This is a genomic window from Streptomyces sp. NPDC044063, from assembly GCF_056434285.1.
This window is the reverse complement of sequence record NZ_JBWKFM010000004.1, coordinates 214,951-232,312: the sequence shown is the minus strand read 5'-3', so window position 1 is coordinate 232,312 and position 17,362 is coordinate 214,951. Positions and strand designations below refer to the sequence as shown.

Annotated in this window: 14 protein-coding genes; 7 read left to right on the top strand and 7 right to left on the bottom strand. The window is 74.1% G+C overall.

The features are described from left to right. Nucleotides 1-53 precede the first annotated feature (53 nt). From AC07BS_RS07835 to AC07BS_RS07825, 3 genes are all read right to left on the bottom strand, one after another. Nucleotides 54-4,379 carry a LamG domain-containing protein gene (locus AC07BS_RS07835; RefSeq protein WP_478930881.1) on the bottom strand — a complete coding sequence of 1,442 codons (4,326 nt, stop codon included), beginning with the start codon at nucleotides 4,377-4,379 and terminating at the stop codon, nucleotides 54-56. Nucleotides 4,380-4,544: 165 nt separating this feature from the next. Beyond that, nucleotides 4,545-6,224 (bottom strand): sensor histidine kinase, encoded by a 1,680-nt coding sequence (locus tag AC07BS_RS07830; protein WP_478930998.1) that lies wholly within the window; start codon nucleotides 6,222-6,224, stop codon nucleotides 4,545-4,547. A gap of 89 nt (nucleotides 6,225-6,313) precedes the next feature. Further along, entirely contained in the window at nucleotides 6,314-7,030 is a 717-nt protein-coding gene (locus tag AC07BS_RS07825; RefSeq protein ID WP_478930879.1) for a L,D-transpeptidase, read from the bottom strand. A 150-nt stretch (nucleotides 7,031-7,180) separates the two neighbouring features. Here AC07BS_RS07825 and AC07BS_RS07820 point away from each other — a divergent pair, with 150 nt between their 5' ends. Then, complete coding sequence (locus AC07BS_RS07820; RefSeq protein WP_478930878.1) at nucleotides 7,181-8,137, top strand: LLM class F420-dependent oxidoreductase; 957 nt, start codon at nucleotides 7,181-7,183, stop codon at nucleotides 8,135-8,137. A 33-nt stretch (nucleotides 8,138-8,170) separates the two neighbouring features. On the opposite strand, the gene AC07BS_RS07815 is transcribed toward AC07BS_RS07820, so the two are convergent. Together AC07BS_RS07815 and AC07BS_RS07810 are read right to left on the bottom strand one after the other, a co-directional pair. Next, nucleotides 8,171-8,800: a TIGR03086 family metal-binding protein gene (locus tag AC07BS_RS07815; RefSeq protein ID WP_478930876.1), complete on the bottom strand. Its 630-nt coding sequence runs from the start codon at nucleotides 8,798-8,800 to the stop codon at nucleotides 8,171-8,173. Beyond that, complete coding sequence (locus AC07BS_RS07810) at nucleotides 8,790-9,821, bottom strand: SDR family oxidoreductase (RefSeq protein ID WP_478930996.1); 1,032 nt, start codon at nucleotides 9,819-9,821, stop codon at nucleotides 8,790-8,792. The genes AC07BS_RS07815 and AC07BS_RS07810 overlap by 11 nt, the downstream gene beginning before the upstream one ends. A gap of 167 nt (nucleotides 9,822-9,988) precedes the next feature. Between AC07BS_RS07810 and pqqA the strand changes: the two genes are divergently transcribed. Genes pqqA through AC07BS_RS07785 form a run of 5 tightly spaced genes read left to right on the top strand, consistent with a single transcriptional unit; the run spans nucleotide 9,989 to nucleotide 13,929 of the window. Beyond that, on the top strand, nucleotides 9,989-10,183 hold the full coding sequence (pqqA, locus tag AC07BS_RS07805) for a pyrroloquinoline quinone precursor peptide PqqA (protein WP_478644081.1): 195 nt from the start codon (nucleotides 9,989-9,991) through the stop codon (nucleotides 10,181-10,183). Next, on the top strand, nucleotides 10,180-10,905 hold the full coding sequence (gene pqqC, locus AC07BS_RS07800; protein WP_478930874.1) for a pyrroloquinoline-quinone synthase PqqC: 726 nt from the start codon (nucleotides 10,180-10,182) through the stop codon (nucleotides 10,903-10,905). The genes pqqA and pqqC overlap by 4 nt, the downstream gene beginning before the upstream one ends. Before the next feature lie 4 nt (nucleotides 10,906-10,909). Beyond that, complete coding sequence (pqqD, locus tag AC07BS_RS07795; RefSeq protein ID WP_478930872.1) at nucleotides 10,910-11,257, top strand: pyrroloquinoline quinone biosynthesis peptide chaperone PqqD; 348 nt, start codon at nucleotides 10,910-10,912, stop codon at nucleotides 11,255-11,257. Next, nucleotides 11,250-12,380: a pyrroloquinoline quinone biosynthesis protein PqqE gene (pqqE, locus tag AC07BS_RS07790; RefSeq protein WP_478930870.1), complete on the top strand. Its 1,131-nt coding sequence runs from the start codon at nucleotides 11,250-11,252 to the stop codon at nucleotides 12,378-12,380. Before pqqD ends, pqqE begins: the two co-directional genes overlap by 8 nt. A 19-nt stretch (nucleotides 12,381-12,399) precedes the next feature. Then, nucleotides 12,400-13,929 (top strand): PQQ-binding-like beta-propeller repeat protein, encoded by a 1,530-nt coding sequence (locus AC07BS_RS07785; protein ID WP_478930869.1) that lies wholly within the window; start codon nucleotides 12,400-12,402, stop codon nucleotides 13,927-13,929. Here AC07BS_RS07785 and AC07BS_RS07780 read toward each other — a convergent pair. Then, nucleotides 13,908-14,627 carry a DUF998 domain-containing protein gene (locus tag AC07BS_RS07780; protein ID WP_478644091.1) on the bottom strand — a complete coding sequence of 240 codons (720 nt, stop codon included), beginning with the start codon at nucleotides 14,625-14,627 and terminating at the stop codon, nucleotides 13,908-13,910. The genes AC07BS_RS07785 and AC07BS_RS07780 overlap by 22 nt on opposite strands. 60 nt (nucleotides 14,628-14,687) lie before the next feature. Beyond that, entirely contained in the window at nucleotides 14,688-15,875 is a 1,188-nt protein-coding gene (locus AC07BS_RS07775; RefSeq protein WP_478644092.1) for a DUF6777 domain-containing protein, read from the bottom strand. A 175-nt stretch (nucleotides 15,876-16,050) separates the two neighbouring features. On the opposite strand from AC07BS_RS07775, the gene AC07BS_RS07770 reads away from it, so the two are divergent. Continuing rightward, entirely contained in the window at nucleotides 16,051-17,346 is a 1,296-nt protein-coding gene (locus AC07BS_RS07770) for a streptophobe family protein (RefSeq protein ID WP_478644095.1), read from the top strand. The last annotated feature ends 16 nt before the right edge of the window (nucleotides 17,347-17,362 follow it).

The following is a 17,362-nucleotide window of genomic DNA, read 5'->3' as shown; positions in this document are numbered from 1 at the left end:
TGTGCGCGGCGGCGTGCGGCGGAATCCTGCGACCTGCTGGGTGCTCGGCCGGTTCAGTCGCCCGGGACCTCGGTGGGGAGGTCGTGGTAGCCGGCGGCGAGTCGCTGCACCTGCTTCCCGGACAGCGCTCCCTGGAAGGCCCACACGTCGTCGATCTGTCCCGACCAGTGCTCGCCGGCCGTGCCCGCCACCGCGGAACGGCCGAGTTGGAGGTTCCTGCCCGCGCCGGACGACATGGCGTTGCCGGTCCTGGAGGAGCGGTCCGCGCAGGCGGCCTCCCCGGAGGTCGTCCCGGTGTCCGCGCGGCAGGAGAACTCCTCCAGGACGCCGTTCACGTACAGCCGGAGTTCATGGGCGAACCCGTCGTAGACGAGGGCCAGATGGTTCCAGGCGCCCGCGTCCTGGAAGGCCCGGTTCTCCACCGTCGTGAGGGTCACGCCCTTGTCCGCGTCCTTGTCGGCCAGGGCAACCTGCCAGCGCCCCTGCCCCTCGGAACCGCCGCCCTCGGGGGTCACCGCACCCGGTACATAGCGAACCGTGAAGGCGTCGCGGGACGTTCCGTCCGCGCTCATCACCGTCATCGCTCGTCCCGGCTTGTCCGCCACCCGCTGGGCCCAGGCTGTCATCGTGAAGCTGCCGCTGGTGTCGACGGGCATCCCCTTGGTGGAGGCCGCGTCGTCGGAGCCGTCGAGCAGCAGACCTCCGTTGTCGACGTGTCCGGTTCCGATGGTGGCCCCGCCCGTCAGGGTCAGGTCGTGGCGCGGCGCCTTGTCGTCCGTGAGGTCGTCCGGGGACACGGGAGGAGTTCCCGTCGCCTTGTCCAGCTTCCAGCGTCCCTTGACCAGCAGACGCTGCTGGAACAGCTGCTTGATCTCCCCGGCCGACACCGGGCGGTCGTAGAGACGTACGTCGTCGATATCACCGGCGAGGAAGTTGTCGGGCTTCCCCGCGTAGGAGCCCGCGCCGATCTGCAGTTGACGGTCCGCGTACCACGGCGCGGACACGGGGGCCGAACCGGCCTCCACCCCGTTGACGTACAGGGTCAGGGTCTTCGCCACGATGTCGTGGACTCCGGCGAGGTACGTCCATTCACCGCCCCGGGGAGGTGCCCCGGCACTCTGGACGACCTTGTTCTGCCCGGCATCGGCGGTGTCGGCGGAGTGCTGGTTGAGCACCCACCGGTCGTAGGTGGGCGAATAGTAGAGCTCTGCTCCGCTCGCGTTCGCGCCCGCCTGGGTCACCACCACGGCGGTGTGCGACGGCTTGTCCTTCGGCAGGCGCACCCACGCGGAGATCGCGAAGGCGCCCATGGTGTTGAAGTGCGGGGCGTCCACGGTCGCGTAGTCGTGTGCGCCGTCCAGGGACAGCGCCTTGCCGTCGACACCGGCCGTACCCGGCCGGGGGCCGCCGTGGAGGACGGCGGGCATGACGTCCGCGCGTCCGGTCACCTCCCGCGCACCCGCCGGCTCGTCCAGCGGGAAGATCGCCCGTGCCGGGCGGCCCGGACCGCGGACGTGCTCCTTGGCGTACAGCCGGGAGATCTCGTCGGCGGACGCGGGCTTGTTGAAGATTTCCACATCGTCGATCTGCCCGGGGAAGAAGGCGGTCGGCTTGCCGTTCGCCGACGACGCGCCGATCAGCAGCCCACGTCGCGCGTCCCAGGGTGTCGTGTACGGGACGGCTGCCTCCTGGCGGCCGTTGACGAAGAGCCGCAGTTGGCCGGCGCCGCCGTCGTACACGCCCACCAGGTGCGTCCACTCCCCCGTTCGGACCCCACCGGGCTTCTGCTGCATCACGCGCACCGGCAGTGCGCCATCGGTGTCCGAGGCGAACTGGCTGAACGCCCAGCGGTCGTAGTCCTTGGAGTAGTACAGCCCGAAGCCCGGCGAGTGGTTGCCGGCCTGGGCCGCCACGGCGGCCGGCTCCGAGGGCATGGCCGAGAGCTTCGCCCAGGCGGACACGGTGAAGCTGCCCGAGGTGTCCACGACCGGGGTGTCGCTCTCGGCGTATCCGTCCTTGCCGTCGAGGGTCAGGGCCGCGCCCGTCACGCCCTCGGCCCCGGTGTCCGCTCCTCCGTGCAACCGGGCGGTGCGCGGAGGAGCCGACCCCTGAGCCTCCTTGGCGTCCGGGCCGTCGTCCATCGACCACACGGCGCGTTCCGGCTGCCCCGCGCGCACCTTGTAGCGGTAGGTGTACGGCTCGCTGACGTTTCCGGCGGCGTCCGCGGCCTGGACGGTCAGGAAGTTCAGCCCGGGCTCACCGGGCAGGGCCCTGATGGTCCTGGCCGCGCCGTCCGTCGTGGTCAGCGTGTTCTTCTCCGAGGCATCGCCGTTGACACCGTAGAGGTAGGTGGTGATGCCCTTCTGCGCCGGGCCCACCGTGAAGCTGCCGTAGCGACCGACACCGTCGAACCACGGGTCGTCCCCGTCGCCGGAGGGCCCCGGCTTCGACTCGGGGTAGTCCCCCGATGTGACCTTGGGGGCGGGAAGGACCTTGGGATCGACGACGAAGTAGCAGCCGCTGGGCGAGCCGGCGTAGGACCAGGGGGAGTACCCGTGGCGGTCGTAGGACCGCACGTACCAGTTCACGGGAGTGCCCACCCTGACGTCGGCCGGCAGGGAGACGGCGAAGTCCGAGCCCGATTTCTTGAACGGGGTGAGCCCCGGCTTCCATCGGGCGACGTTGCCCTTGCCGTCGCCGGCGTCCCACTCGGCCTGGAACTCGACCGCGACGTCGTCGCCGTCGGGGTCCGTGACGTTGTTGGCGTAGACCTTTCCCAGGCTGCGCACGTGCACCGCCTTCTCGGGGATCCGGCACTGGCCTCCGTACTCCATCGACAGCTGAGCCATGGTGATCTGCGGCGGCGTCTGGTTGTACTGCACGCGCAGGTAGGCCCGGTCGGAGAAGCGCTTCCAGGCATAGGTGTCGGACTCGTCCGAGGCGCGCAGCCCGAACGTCATGGAGGACCAGCCCTTGGCAGCCGCCTCCTTCACCGCGTCCAGGACCGGGAATTCGGCATCGGCGGAGGCGCATCCCTCGAACCCGTGGGCGAAGGACTCCTCACCCAGCTTCTTGATCCAGAAACCGGAGGCCTTCTGGGAATTCCACGTGGTGGACGAGTCGATGCCCTTCGTCCGCCAGAGCTGCACCCCCTTCTTCTCACACGAGGCCGACCAGGTCTCCCGGACGACGAACTCCGCCGACAGGACGGTCTTGCCCGCGAACCTCGAGGTGCCCATGTCGTAGAACAGTCGCTTGGTGTCCTCCGGCTGGCAGTGCATCCAGTCGCAGTAGCCCATGCCGGCGTCGCTCTTGCCGTTGAACTTCCACTGCGGCTCGTCGGCGAAATAGCTGGTCGCCATGGTCCAGGTGGAGGCCTGCGGCGTGTACCACTGGGGGTCGATGAAGACCGGGTACACGGTGCCGGGCCCGCTCAGCACGGCCTTGTCGGGCGTCAGCACCAGCTCGCGACCGCCGCCGGTCACGTCCACACCGACGCGGGCCTGCTTGCCGGACTCCCCGGGCCCCGGCTCGTCGGCGCCACTGCCGCCGGATCCGGTGAGCCCGCGCGCGGCGGGCCGGACCGCTTTCGCCTTGCCCGCGGGGGCCGGGCCCGGGCTGGAGTCCCACATCATGGGTGCGGGCGCCTCGAAAACCGTGCCTCCGGCGCCCTGGTCGACGGCCGTCAGCCCGCCTTGCGCGGTCTGCCGCACGGCCAGGGACTCCGCGTTGATCTTCAGACGCAACCGGCCCAGTTCGGGATTCGCCGCCGCCTTCGCGGACTTCACGACCAGGAGCTGGGTGAAGCCGTCCGCCTGCGCCGCCAGGCGCAGGTCGACGTCCGGGAGGACGTCCGGGTAGGTGGCGGTGTCGCCGTCCAGGCGGGGTGCCGGTAGCTTGGACGGCCAGCCCAGGGCCAGCTTGCGCCCGGCCTTGTCCAGTCGTACGAGCGGACCGTCACCACCGCCGGAGAACGTCACCCCGACGGTCGCCGCACGCGGTGCGACACCGTCGGGCGCCTTCGCCAGAGTGGTGTCGACCGGCTTCCACTCGCCGTCGACCCGCGCCCGGACCGGGCGCAGGTATTCCCTGGCCTCCAGGGACCCGTCGGGCCTGGCGATCACGTCCGCGGTCTCGGCACGCCGGGACGCCACTTCCACGTTCCGGCCGGAGCGCTTGGCCAGGGCCAGCGCCTCGGCCTCCGACGGAGCCGACGCGTCGCCGGCCGGATCGGTCACGGCCGACGACGTCCCGCCGGCCTCGATCCGGCCCGCCGCCGTCGCCACCACCTGATCCGGCAGTGCCCCGGCCAGCAGTGCCAGCCCGAGCCCCCACGCTGCCGCACCGCCCAACGCGCGCACGCGCGCATGACGAAACATCCCCCCAGCCCTCCCCAGAGCCTGACATCCAGTCGCGGGATGTGACAGTAGGGGCACACGGTGTGTGTGGTCTACGTCAGAAAAATCAGCAAGATCTGGGAGAGATCATCTCAAGGGCGGCATTCGACCGTTGTGTCCTGTCTCACAAAGAATGCCTATGCGCCATCACGGCAGCGGTATCCGCCACGTCAGTGCCGTCCCCCCGTCCGGTGGTGACGTCAGGTGGAGTTCGCCGCCGTGGTGGGTCGCGCGTTCGGCGAGGTTGCGGAGGCCGCTGCGGCGGGGGTGGCCCGTGCGGGGGAGGCCCGTGCCGTTGTCGGTGACCGTCAGGACGAGGTGGTGGCCGTCGTTGACCACCGCCACGTCCGTGGACGTGGCGCCGGCGTGGCGGGCCACGTTGGCCAGGGCCTCGCCCAGGACGGCCACGACGTCGTCGACGGCCGCGCGGGGCACCTGGGTGTCCAGCAGGCCCTCCATGCGCAGGCTGGGGGCGTAGCCCAGGAGGGTGCCGGCTTCGCCGACGGTCTGGACGACGCGGGTGCGCAGGCCGTGCTGGGGCGCGGTCTCGCGGGAGCGGAGGCCGAAGATGGTCGACCTGATGATCTTTATGGTCTCGTCCAGGTCGTCGACCGCCCGGTGGACGCGCTCGGCGGCCTCGGGGTGGTCGATGAAGCGGTCGGCGCTCTGCAGCGTCATGCCGGTGGCGAACAGCCGCTGGATGGCCAGATCGTGGAGGTCGCGGGCGATGCGGTCGCGGTCCTCCAGGAGCGCGATCTGCTCCGCGTCGGCGCGGCGCTCCGCCAGTTCCATGGCCAGGGCGGCCTGCCCGGCGAAGGCCGCCAGGTGCTCGGTCTCCTCGCGGGTGAACTCCGCCTCGCCCCGGTCGCGGGCCAGCAGCAGCACGCCCCGTACGGCCTCGCCCGACCGCACCGGCACGGCCACCGCGGGGCCGGGCAGGACCGGGAGCGTGCCGGCCGTGGTGGTCCGTACCTCGTGGCCGTGCACCGGGCCGCCGGAGGCGTACGCGGCGCCGGTCAGGGTGCCGTCCAGCGGCAGTACCCGGCCGCGGATCTCCCCGGCCCGCTCGCCGACGGCGACCTCGACGGACAGCGCGGTGCCCTCGGCCAGCGGCAGCGCCACGGTGGCCAGCCGGGCCCGGGTGATGCGCTGGGCGTGCTCGGCTATCAGGCCGACGACCTCGCCCGGCGGGCTGCCGGACATCAGGCGGTTGGTCACGTCGGCGCCGGCCCGCAGCCACTGCTCGCGGCGCGTGGACTCCTCGTACAGCCGGGCGTTGTCGATGGCGACGCCCGCGGCGACCGCGAGGGTGGCCAGTACGACCTCGTCGTCGTCCTCGAAGCCGCCGCCGCCCCGCTTCTCCGTCAGGTAGAGGTTCCCGAACACCTGGTCGCGGACGCGGATCGGCACGCCCACGAAGCTGTGCATCGGCGGGTGGTCCGCCGGGAAGCCGTACGAGGCGGGGTGGTCGCCGATCCTGGGCAGCAGCAGCGGCACCGGGTGCCGGATGAGCTCGCCCAGGATCCCGTGGCCGGACGGGTGGGGTCCGATGGCCGCGATGCGTTCCTCGCTCAGCCCGACGGTGAGGAACTGGGAGAGCGTCCGGCCGTCGGGGCCGATCACCCCCAGCGCACCGTACTCGGCGTCCACGAGCACCACCGCCGCCTCGACGATGCGGCGCAGCACGTGCTCGAGGTCGAGCCCCCGCCCCACCGACAGCACGGCCTCCAGCAGGCTGTGCACCCGGTCGCGGGTGCCGCGCGCGGCGTCCAGCCGGGACTGGAGCTCCTCCAGCAGCTCGTCGAGTCGAAGGTGCGGTAAACGCATCGATCCGTCGCCGGTGTTCTCCACGGTTCCTCTCCTCAGCAGACGCCCGGCCCCGAATCTATCTTGATCATCGGGGTCCCGGCGCCCCCTCAGGTGCCGGGCTTGCGCCCGTAGACGAAGACGTCGTCCCCGTCGCGCAGCAGCGACCAGTACGTCTTGGCGTCGCCGCGCCGCATGTTGACGCAGCCGTGGGAGCCGGGCGGGGACCAGACGCTGCCGTCGATGGAGTGGAAGGCCTGGCCGCCGTCGAAGAACTGGCTGTAGGGCATGCGGACCTTGTAGATCGTCGACCAGTGGTCGACGCTGCGCCAGTAGACGCGCTTCAGGCCGGTGCGCGTCTCGTAGCCGTCACGGCCCGAGCGGATGGGGACCGGGCCGAACTTCAGCTTCGCGCCGTCCTGGATCCAGCTGAGCTGGCGGGTGAGGTCCACGCAGGCTATGCGGCCCTTGTTCACCGGGCACGCGCCGTCGGCGTTGGGGCGGGACCCGGCGGCCTTCTGCCGGGTCATGAGATCCATCACGCCCCAGGTGACGGACCCGGCGTAGCCCGCGGCGGGGCTGATGCCGTGGTTCAGCTGGAACTCGCGGATCGCCCGGCAGTCGGCGACGGACTGCCGGCCGTCGGCCGTTCTGCCGAGGAAGCGCTCCACCTTCGCCTGGTACGGGCCGGTGCCGGCGGTGCAGGCGGAGCCGGCCGCCTGGGCGGTGCCGGCGCCCAGGGCCACGGTGAGGGGCGCGGTCAGGCCGACCGCGCCGAGAACGACGCCGATCCGGCGTCCTACGATCCTCTTTGATGAACGTGTCATGAACCGTAGGACAAGCCGGCCCATCCCTTGGTTGCGCTCCCTCCCGGCCATCGCGCACGACGCCCGGAGATGTTGAGATGTTTCGCCGCGGCCTCCCGGGGATACCCGTCGCCTCCGAGCGCACCGCGCCGTCCCGGAGGACCCACCGCCATGACCGAGTACGGCTACTTCCTCTCCTGCGAGGAGCACTCCCCCAAGGACCTGGTCGAGCAGGCGCGGATGGCGGAGCAGGCGGGGTTCACCTCACTGTGGATCTCCGACCACTTCCATCCCTGGACCGGCGAGCAGGGGCAGAGCCCCCTGGTGTGGTCGGTGATCGGGGCGGTCTCTCAAGCCACCTCGCTGCCCGTGGAGACGGCCGTCACCTGCCCGACCATGCGGCTGAACCCGGTGGTCACGGCGCAGGCGGCGGCCACCAGCGCGGTGCTGCTCGGTGGCCGGTTCCGGCTCGGGGTGGGCAGCGGGGAGGCGCTCAACGAGCACATCCTGGGCGACGCCTGGCCCGCGGCGGCGGTGCGGCTGGAGATGCTGGAGGAGGCCGTCCAGGTGATGCGGCAGCTCTTCGGGGGCGGCCAGGTCAGCCACCACGGCAAGCACTACACCGTGGAGAACGCCCGGCTCTACACGCTGCCGGAGGAGCCGGTGCCCATCGACGTGTCGGCGTTCGGCCCGGCGGCCACGGAGGTCGCGGGGCGGATCGGCGACGGACTGGTGACGATGGTGCCGGACGCGGACGCGGTGGCCCGCTTCCGCCGCGCCGGCGGCGGCCAGAAGCCGGTGCAGGGCGGGCTGAAGGTGTGCTGGGGCCCGGACCGCGAGGAGGCGCTGGCCACCGCGTACCGGCTGTGGGCGGTGGAACAGCTGCCGGGCGAGCTCAACCAGGTGCTGCCCACGCCCGCCCACTTCGAGCAGGCCGTCGAGCTGGTGCCGCGCGAGCGCGTGGCCGCCAACGTGACCTGCGGGGCCGACGTCGACGAGCACGTGGCCGCGCTGCGCGCGTACGCCGAGGCCGGCTTCGACCGGGTGCACGTGGGCCAGATCGGGCCGTTGCAGCAGGGCTTCTTCGACTTCTACCGCACCGAGGTGCTGCCGCGGCTCGCCGTGTGAGCCACTCGGGCTCCCGGTTCAGGGCTCCCCGGCTCAGGGCTCCCGGCCGAGGCGGGCCAGGAGGCGCTGCCAGGCGTCGGCCCCGGGGGGCGCCTCCACCGGCTTCCCGAACAGCCCGGAGCCCGAGAGGCCGTCGGCGTACGGCTCGACCTCGTGCCGGGTGAAGTCGGCCAGCGCCCTGGAGGGGTGTTCCTCGGCGCCGATGGCGCGGGAGAGGTCCCAGGCGTGCACCACCAGATCGGCGACCATCTGCGCGCAGTAGGCGTGGGCCGGGGTGCTCCCGTAGGACAGGTGCACGGCCCGGCCCATCGCGCCGCGGGCGTGGAAGGCCTCCCGGGCCGCCTCGGCCGCCCGTTCCCAGGCGGCGACGGGGTCGTCGCCCAGCTGGTCGCCGTCGAAGGCGTCGCCCACCTCGGCGATGGTCCGGCCCTCCAGCATGGGCGGCACCCACAGCTGTTCGACGGTCAGGTGGTTGACCAGGTCGCGCACCGTCCACTCGGTGCACGGCGTGGCCGCGTCCCACTGCCCGGGGCGGATCGCGCGCACCCGGTCGGTGAAGAGGTCCAGGGCCTCGCCGTGCCGGGCCAGCACGGTGCGCCGGCGGGAATCGGTCGGGGTCGTGTCACCACTCGTCGTGCCACTACTCGTCGTGTCACCGCTCATGGCGTCCATGGTCCACGCGCATCCGCGCGGCGGCCAGCGCGGCCGCGGCGACCGCGGCACCCGAGGCCAGGGCGCCGCGGTGCTCGGAGAGCCAGAGCTGCGGCCCGTGCACCCGCGCGCCCATGCCGAACTCGCCGTGGGCGCCGCGGTCGTGGCCGCCGTCGCCGTCGACGGGGTGCCACAGGTTCACGTCCGGCAGGTCGGGCGCTGGCTCCGGGCGCTGCTGGGCGTCGTAGGCCGTACGGGCCAGGTGGCGGTCCAGCAGGCCGGGGGCGACGGCGTTGGCGACGAGGGTGGCCACGGTGGCGGCGCCGACCCAGTACTCGCGGCGCTTGGGGTGGGCGGCGGCGTGCACGATGGCGCGGGCGGCGAGCTCGGGCTCGTAGACGGGTGGCAGGGGCCGGGGGCGGCGCGGCATCCGGTTGAGGATCCAGCCGAACTGCGGGGTGTTCAGGGAGGGCAGTTGCACCATGGTCGTGCGGACCTTGCTGCGCTGGTGGAGCAGTTCGCACCGCAGGGCCTCGTGCCAGCCCTGGATGGCGTGCTCGGCCCCGCTGCACGCGGACCGCAGGGGCAGGCCGCGGTAGGCCAGGGCCGAGCCGACCTGGACGATGGTGCCGTGGTCCCGGGGCAGCATGCGCGACAGCGCGGCGTGCGTGCCGTACACGTAGCCCAGGTAGGTGACCTCGGTGACGCGGCGGAACTCGTCGGGCTCGATCTCGACGAACGGGGCGACGACGCCGGCGCAGGCGTTGTTGACCCAGACGTCGACCGGGCCGAACACCTCCTCGACCCGGTTCGCCGCGTCGGTGACCTGCCGGTGGTCGGCCATGTCCGTGGGCACCACCAGCGCCTGCCCGCCGCGCTCCCGCACCTCGGCGGCGGCGGCCTCCAGCCCCTTGTGGCCGCGGGCCAGCAGCGCGACGCGGGCACCCTGCCGGGCGAAGGCCCGGACGGTCGCCCGGCCCACGCCACCGCTGGCGCCGGTGACGACCACGACGGACGGCTTCGTTCTCTTCATCATCGGCGCCGGGTACCCGGCGCCGATCACGGCAAACGGCTCGTTCACCCGTTCCGGCGATTGCGAGCGGTACCCGGCATTGCGGACCCTGGGACGGGGGGTTCGCGCACCCCTGTCGTCGCCGCGGTGCCGCCGGCACCGGGAAGTCACCGAGGGGGATCCCGTCCATGCCGACCGCCGCCGCCGTCCGCCCTCTTCCCGCCGTGGTCCGCCCGCTTCCGGCCGCCGTCCGTCCGCTCCCGGCCGCCGGGCCCCGCCCCGCCGGGAAGGCCGCGGACCCCGGGCGGCTGCCCTGGGTGCCGCCGGACTTCACCGAGGTCGAGCTCCCCGCCGAGATCACCGCGTACGCCGGCCGGTGGTGACCGAGGCCGGCCCGGAGACGGACGCCGGGCCCGGAGGACGTCTGAGCCGTTCGGCCTTCACCACCGCGTTGCACGCGCACGCCGACCAGTACTGGTCCCGGCACCCGGTGCACCTGCGGCTGCACCAGGGCGGCCTGACGCGCCGGGAGCTCCAGCGGTGGATCGCCAACCGCTGGTACTACCAGAAGCTGCTCCCCCAGAAGGACGCGGCCATCGTCGCCAACTGCCCCGTCCCGGAGGTGCGCCGCCGCTGGACCCAGCGCATCACCTACCAGGACGGCACGGCCGAGGGGCGCGGCGGCAACGCCCAGTGGCTCGCGCTCGCCGAGGCCGCGGGGCTGACCCGCGCCGAGGTGCTGGACGAGCGCCACGTCCTGCCCGGCGTCCGCTTCGCCGCGGACGCCTATGTGACCTTCTGCCGTACCCGGCCCTGGATCGAGGCCGTCGCCGCCTGTCTGACCGAGCTGTTCTCGCCCGGTCTGATGCGCGACCGGCTCGCGGCGCTGCGGGCCCACTACCCCTGGGTCGACGCCTCCGGCCACGACTACTTCACCACCCGGCCCGCCGCGGCCACCGGCGACGCCCAGCACGCCCTGGGGCTCGTCCTGTCGTACTGCACCACGCGGCAGCTGCAGGACGCCGCGCTCGCCGCGCTGACCTTCAAGTGCGACGTGCTGTGGAGCATGCTCGACGCCCTGGACCACGCGAGCAGGACGGACTGACGCCGTGTCCGGCACCGACGGGCCGGGCACGCGGTGGCGGCTGCGCCACGGCGTCCGGCTGGGCCACGACCCGGTGCGCGACGCCGGTGTGCTGCTCCACCCGGAGGGCGTCCTGCTGCTCAACCCCACGGGCACGGCCGTCCTCGCCCTGTGCGACGGCCGGCACGACGTCCCCGGCATCGTCGGGGCCCTGTCCGGGCGGTACGACCCGGTGGCGGAGGAGGACGTCCGCGCCTTCCTCTCCCGCCTCGCCGAACGACGGCTGATAGAACCCGCCGGCCCGCCCCCGGAGCCCCCGGAGCTCCCGGAGCCCCCGCGGTCCCAGGAGCCCCCGGAGCCCCCCGGTGGATAGGCCGCTGGGGCTGCTCGCCGAGCTGACGTACCGCTGCCCGCTGCGCTGCGCGTACTGCTCCAACCCCCTGGATCTCGCCGCCCACGCCGAGGAGCTCACGCTCGCCGAGTGGTGCCGGGTCCTCGACGAGGCCCGCGCCCTCGGGGTGCTCCAGGCGCACCTGTCGGGCGGGGAGCCGCTGCTCCGCCCGGATCTGGACCGGATCGTCGCCCATGCCCACGGTCTGGGCCTGTACACCGGTCTCGTCACGGGCGGTCAGGCGCTCACCCCGGAGCGGCTGGCCGCCCTGACCGCCGCCGGCCTGGACCACGTACAGATCAGCGTGCAGGACGCGGAGGCCGCCGGAGCCGACGCGCTGGCGGGCGGCCGCGTCCACCAGCGCAAGCTGGCGGCCGCCGCCCGGGTCAAGGAGGCGGGCCTGCCGCTGACGCTGAACGTGGTGCTGCACCGCGCCACCATCGACCGCACGGCGGCGCTGATCGGCCTCGCCGAGGAGCTGCGGGCGGACCGGCTGGAGCTCGCCAACGCCCAGTACTACGGCTGGGCGCTGCTCAACCGGCGGGCGCTGCTGCCCACGCGGGCACAGCTGGCGGCCGCCGAGGAGGTGGTGCGGGAGGCGCGCGGGCGGCTGGCCGGCCGGCTGGAGATCGTCTACGTCTTCTCCGACCACCACACGGGCGTGCCCAAGCCCTGTACGCACGGCTGGGGCGCCCGCCAGCTGACCGTCACGCCCCGCGGCGACGTCCTGCCCTGCCCGGCCGCCGGCGTCATCCCGGACCTGGGCGTGGTGAACGTCCGCGCGGCCTCCCTGGCCGCCATCTGGTCCGGGTCCCGGGCGTTCCAACGGTTCCGGGGCACGGCGTGGATGGCGGAGCCGTGCCGGAGCTGCCCGCGCAAGGAGATCGACCACGGCGGCTGCCGCTGCCAGGCGTTCCAGCTCACCGGCGACCCGGCCGCCACGGATCCCGCGTGCCGGCTCTCCCCGCACCACGCCCTGGTGAGCGCGGCGGTCGACGAGGCCGAGGAGGCGCCCGGCGCCCCGCGGCCCCGCACCTGGAACGGAGCCCGGGACCGAGGAGGCGAGGACGGTGGCGAGGACGGTGGAGAGGACGACGGCGGCTGAGCCGGGGCCCGAGGGGCCCGTGTCCGTCACGACGCAGCACAACGACAACCGGCGCACCGGCGCCCAGCTCCGCGAGACGGTCCTGCGTCCGTCGACGGTGCGCCCCGAGACCTTCGGGAAGCTGTTCAGCCGGCCGGTCGACGGCCAGATCCACTCCCAGCCGCTCTACGTGGGCGGCCGCCGGCCCGTCGTGTACGTCGCCACCATGCACAACAGCGTGTACGCGTTCGACGCCGCCGACCCCGCCGCGGTGGACCCCCTGTGGCACGTCTCCCTGGGGCCCGCCTGCCCGCTGCCCGATCCGGAGATCGGACCCCGGGGCTACCGCGACATCGAGGTCGAGGTGGGCGTCGTCAGTACGCCGGTCATCGACCCGGAGCGGCGCGTGCTCTACGTGCTGGCCTTCACCAAGGAGGGCGGGGAGTACCACCACACGCTGCACGCCCTGGACCTGGACACCGGGCGCGGCACGCTCGGCGGGCCGGTGCGGGTCGCCGCCACGGTGCCCGGGGACGGCGAGGGCTCGGTGGGCGGCCGGATCGCGTTCACGAGCAGGCGGCAGATCCAGCGCGCCGCGCTGACCCTGGCGAACGGTCAGGTGTACGCGGCGTTCGCCGCCTACGGCGACCGGCGCCCGTACCACGGCTGGGTGTTCGCCTTCGACGCGGCCACGCTGCGCCGGACGGCGGTGTTCGTCACCACCCCGCACACGGGCCTGGGCGGGATCTGGCAGGCCGGCCAGGGCTTGGGGGTGGACGAGGAGGGCTTCCTGTACTGCCTGACGGGCAACGGCGGCTTCCGCCCCGACGGCTCGGACCTGGGCGACTGCGTGGTCAGGCTGAGCCCCGGCCTCGGCCTCGCGGACTGGTTCTCGCCGTTCGACAACGCCGACCTGGACGCCGACGACATCGACCTGGGCTCGTCGGGGCCGCTGCTCGTGCCGGGGACGCGGCGGCTGCTGGGCGGCGGCAAGGCGGGGAAGTTCTATCTGCTGGACATGGACGACCTGGGCCGCTTCCACGAGGGGTCCGACAGCCAGATCCCGCAGAGCTTCCCGGTCGTGCCGCCGGACGGAGCCCGCCACCACATCCACGGCGGCGCGGTGCACTGGGACTTCGGGGCCGGGGCGTGGGTGTACGTCTGGCCGGAGAACGCCTTCCTGCGCGCCTACCGCTTCTCCGGCGGCCTGCTGGGGACGGCCCCGGTGTCGGTGAGCACCACGGTGGACCCCACGGGGGTGCCCGGCGGGTCGCCGGGCATGCCGGGCGGCTTCCTGTCCGTCTCGGCGGACGGCGCCGATCCCGCCTCCGGGCTGCTGTGGGCCTCCCACCCGTACCGCGCGGACGCCAACCAGGCGGTGGTCGACGGCGTGCTGCGGGTCTACCGGGCGACGGACCTGACGGACGAGGTGTGGAACAGCCGGATGAACGCGGCCCGCGACGACACGGGGCTGTTCGCGAAGTTCGTGCCGCCGACCGTCGCCGACGGCAGGGTCTACCTGGCCACGTTCTCCGGGGCCCTGCACGTCTACGGGCCGCTCGGCGCCTGACCGTCCCGTGCCGTACGCGGGCCGAGGGCGAGGGCGAGGGTCAGCAGCACGAACCACGTGCCGACCAGCACCAGATGGGCCCGCTGGGGGACCCCGTGCCAGCCCGGACGGCCGAACAGCGGTCCGACCGTGGCCAGCGCCGACACCAGGGCGGTGGCCAGGACCCAGGGCCCCAGGCGGCGGATCAGGGGCCGAGGCCGGGGTGCGGCGGGCCCGGAGGCCAGGATCAGCAGGGCCATGGAGGCGAACAGCGCGGCGTGGACGAGGGCGCTGGTGGTGGTGTGCCAGGGGTTGACGGCCTCGCAGCCGCTCTCCACGGAGGGCGCGCAGCGCATCGGGACGACGACGTCGGCCACCGAGAACGCCCCGAAGGCCACCAGCGACCACCAGCCCGCCGCCGCGAGGGCGCCGGCGGCGCGGTCGCGCGCCAGGAGGGCCCCCGTCACCACCAGGACGGCGGCGACGATCTCGATGCCGCCGAAGAGGAGGTGGAAGCGCTGGTCGGCGGCGTACAGCTCGCTGACGTAGGAGTGCCGGGCGTCCAGGCCTGTGGGCAGGAGGAACTCCAGCAGCCAGTCGTTGTAGACCACGGCCGCCACGGCCAGCAGCAGGGGCGCCGGCCCGCCGCGCGGGGCCGCCGCCGTCCCCCGCCGGGGCCTGGTGGCGGCCCCGGGGAGGGTGGCGGACGACTCGGGCATGGGGGTCCTCGTCTCGCTGTTCGTCGTCTCGGTGCGGGTCGTGTCGATGGCCGTCGTCCGTCAGCCGTGCGGCCGTGCGGGCGGGGGCCCGTAGGCCGGCGGGGGCGGGGGCTGCGGCGGGGACGCCGGCTGTGTCGTCGGCGGGGCGGTGGTGGGGGCGGTGGTGTGCGGGGTGGTGGGCTGCTGGGGCCGCGGCGGCTGCTGCGGACGCGGGGTCTGCTGCCCGCCGGGCGTGGCCGGGCGCGGCGGCGCCGCGGTGGGCATCCCGCCCTTGGGGGCGGAGATGGAACGATCCGCCTCGCCGTCGGTGCCGACCGGGCGCTCGAACCACTGTCCCGTCGCGGGGTCGTAGACCACGAAGACCTCCAGGACGGAATCGGCGGGTGAGACGACCACCACGTCCGACGGCCGGTAGGCCGGCCAGGTGTCGCCCTTGGCCTTGGGGGTGCCCTGCACGGCGACCGGCGGCTTGAGCGGGTTGCCGCACGCGCAACGTACCCTGGGCATCCCCCGGTCGTCGACGAGCACCGCCGTGCCGGCCTGCAGGACGGACTGGAAGCTGGTGACGGAGCCGTCCCGCCAGCCGTGGTTGGTGACGCGGGTGTCGGCGCGCAGCTGCAAGGGGGTCAGACCGCGCAGGTAGGAGGCGAGTCCGGAGGGCTCGATGCCGGCGGTGCCCGCGAAGGCGCGAGCCTTGTTCGCATCCTGGTTCAAATAGCCGATCTGGTGCTCGACGTCGCAGCTGGCCACGTTGCGGGTGCCTCCGTAGAGGCCGGGTGTGGAGCCGGAGACCGTACGGGTGCCGCCGCTCGTGCCCTGCGGGTAGGCGGGCGCGGCGGTCGCCGCGGCGCTCGTGCCCTTGGCGGACGAGCGGGTGAACGGGTCGCGGCCGTCGGAGTTCGCGGCCTGGAGGTAGACCTCACCGACGGCGGTGCCGCTCTGCCGGAGGAAGAAGACGGCGAGGGCCGCGGCGACGACCACCGCGGCGGCCGCGACCAGCACCACCTTCGACCGCCACCAGGGCCCCTTGCCGGGCGGCGGGCCGCCGGGCGTGCCGTGCTCCCCCGTGGGCGGCGCGGGCGGGCCGGAGGGACCCGAGGGGCCGGACGGACCGGACGGCCGGGCCGGCCAGTCCTGGCGGGTGGGTTCCTGTTCGCCGGGCGTGCGCGGCGGCTGGGGCTCCCGTCCCGACAGCGGGCCGGACGGGGGTCCGGTGGGACGGCTTCCTGACGGCGGCTCGGATGACACGCCTTCTCCTACGCTGGGGCCTTTATTCCTTTTCATCACCCCCGCGCACATTGTGTGTCCCGGACCGGGGCGCCCCGCAAGCGGGCGTGCGGGGTGCCGGTGGTGCGCGGCCCGGATTCCCCCGGGCGCCCGCGCGGACGGGTGGCCCCGCGGAGTCCGGCCTACGGTGGACGGTGTGAGCCCGCCGACGACGTCCAGCGCCCCGCGGGGTGCCGCGCGCGAGCTGCGCGCCTGGGGGCAGGCCCTGGCGGCGGTGGCCGCGGGAGTGGCCGCCATGGGGGTGGTGGCGGCCCTCGGGCTGTGGGCGGCGGGCGCCGACGACCTGCCGGGCGGGGCGTTCCCCGCCGTCGTCGCGGCGACGGTGGTCACCGCCGTCGGCGGCCGGGTCGAACTCTCCGGCGGCGCGGGGTTCGTGGCCCGTACCGGTGGCGGGCTGACGGTGGTGCCGCTGTCGGTGACGCTGGCCGGGGCGCTGGTGCTCGCGGCCCTCTTCCTGCGGCCGCTGCGGCACCACGCGGTGACGAGCGGGGGCGAGCTGCCGGCCCGGATCGCCCGGACGGCCGTGCTGTGGCTGATCGCGCTGCTGCTGATCGCACAGGCCGCCCGCCACACGTTCCGGATCCGGGTGGGCGAGGAGTTCCTCGACGAGCTGGGCGAGGCCCTGGGGGCCACGCCGGTCGTCGGCTTCCGCGCCGCCGTCGGCCCCACCCTGGGCTATGGCCTGCTGTGGCTGCTGGTGCTGCTGGCCGTGGCACTGGCCGCGTCCCGCAAGGCCCCGCTGCCCTCCCGGCTGCTGCGGTACCAGGACTCCGTCCGGCCGGCGGCCTTCGTCATGGTGACGGTGCTGCTGGCGTACGTGGCCCTGGGTCTGGTCGCCGGGGTGGTCGCGGCCCTCGCCCGGGGGCACCCGGCGCAGACGTTCGCCGTCGTGCTGCTGGGCCTGCCCAACCTCGCCTGGATGGCGTTCGGCATCGGCCTGGGCGGCGCCTGGGAGGGCCGGGTGCCGGGCGACATCGGGCTGCCCGTGCCCAAGCCGCTGGCGGCGGTGCTGCGGGAGACCGACGGCGGGACGGGCACGGTGGACCTCTCCTCGCTGTCCGCGTACGACGGGCGCGCGTGGCTGCTGGCACTGCTCGCGGGGCTGGCCCTGCTGGCGGCCGGGCTCGTGCTGGGCCTGCGCTCCCCCGCCGGGACCCCGCTCCGGCGGCTCGCCGTGCGGCTGGCCGTGGCGGTCGCGGTGACGCTGCTGTTCGTCGGTCTGCTCACCCGGGTCTCGGCGATCTTCGGCCTGTCGCTGCTGGGGCTGGGCGACCTCGGGGACTTCGGAGGCGAGGTGTCGCTGCACGCGCGGCTGCTGCGGCTGGTGGGGTTCGGGTTGCTGTGGGGGTTCCTGGCGGGCCTCGTGGGCGGGTTCGCGGCCGCCAGGCTGCGGGCCCGGCGGGAGAGCGCCGACGAGCCGCCCACGGCGTGAGTCCGGGGCCGTGCCG

Excerpts from the sequence above, each read along its gene's own strand:
- pqqA (WP_478644081.1), top strand. The coding sequence starts at position 9,989 with ATGCCGACCGCCGCCGCCGTCCGCCCTCTTCCCGCCGTGGTCCGCCCG.
- AC07BS_RS07820 (WP_478930878.1), top strand. The coding sequence starts at position 7,181 with ATGACCGAGTACGGCTACTTCCTCTCCTGCGAGGAGCACTCCCCCAAG.
- AC07BS_RS07825 (WP_478930879.1), bottom strand. The coding sequence starts at position 7,030 with ATGACACGTTCATCAAAGAGGATCGTAGGACGCCGGATCGGCGTCGTT.
- AC07BS_RS07835 (WP_478930881.1), bottom strand. The coding sequence starts at position 4,379 with ATGTTTCGTCATGCGCGCGTGCGCGCGTTGGGCGGTGCGGCAGCGTGG.
- AC07BS_RS07810 (WP_478930996.1), bottom strand. The coding sequence starts at position 9,821 with ATGAAGAGAACGAAGCCGTCCGTCGTGGTCGTCACCGGCGCCAGCGGT.
- AC07BS_RS07830 (WP_478930998.1), bottom strand. The coding sequence starts at position 6,224 with ATGCGTTTACCGCACCTTCGACTCGACGAGCTGCTGGAGGAGCTCCAG.
- AC07BS_RS07780 (WP_478644091.1), bottom strand. The coding sequence starts at position 14,627 with ATGCCCGAGTCGTCCGCCACCCTCCCCGGGGCCGCCACCAGGCCCCGG.
- AC07BS_RS07815 (WP_478930876.1), bottom strand. The coding sequence starts at position 8,800 with ATGAGCGGTGACACGACGAGTAGTGGCACGACGAGTGGTGACACGACC.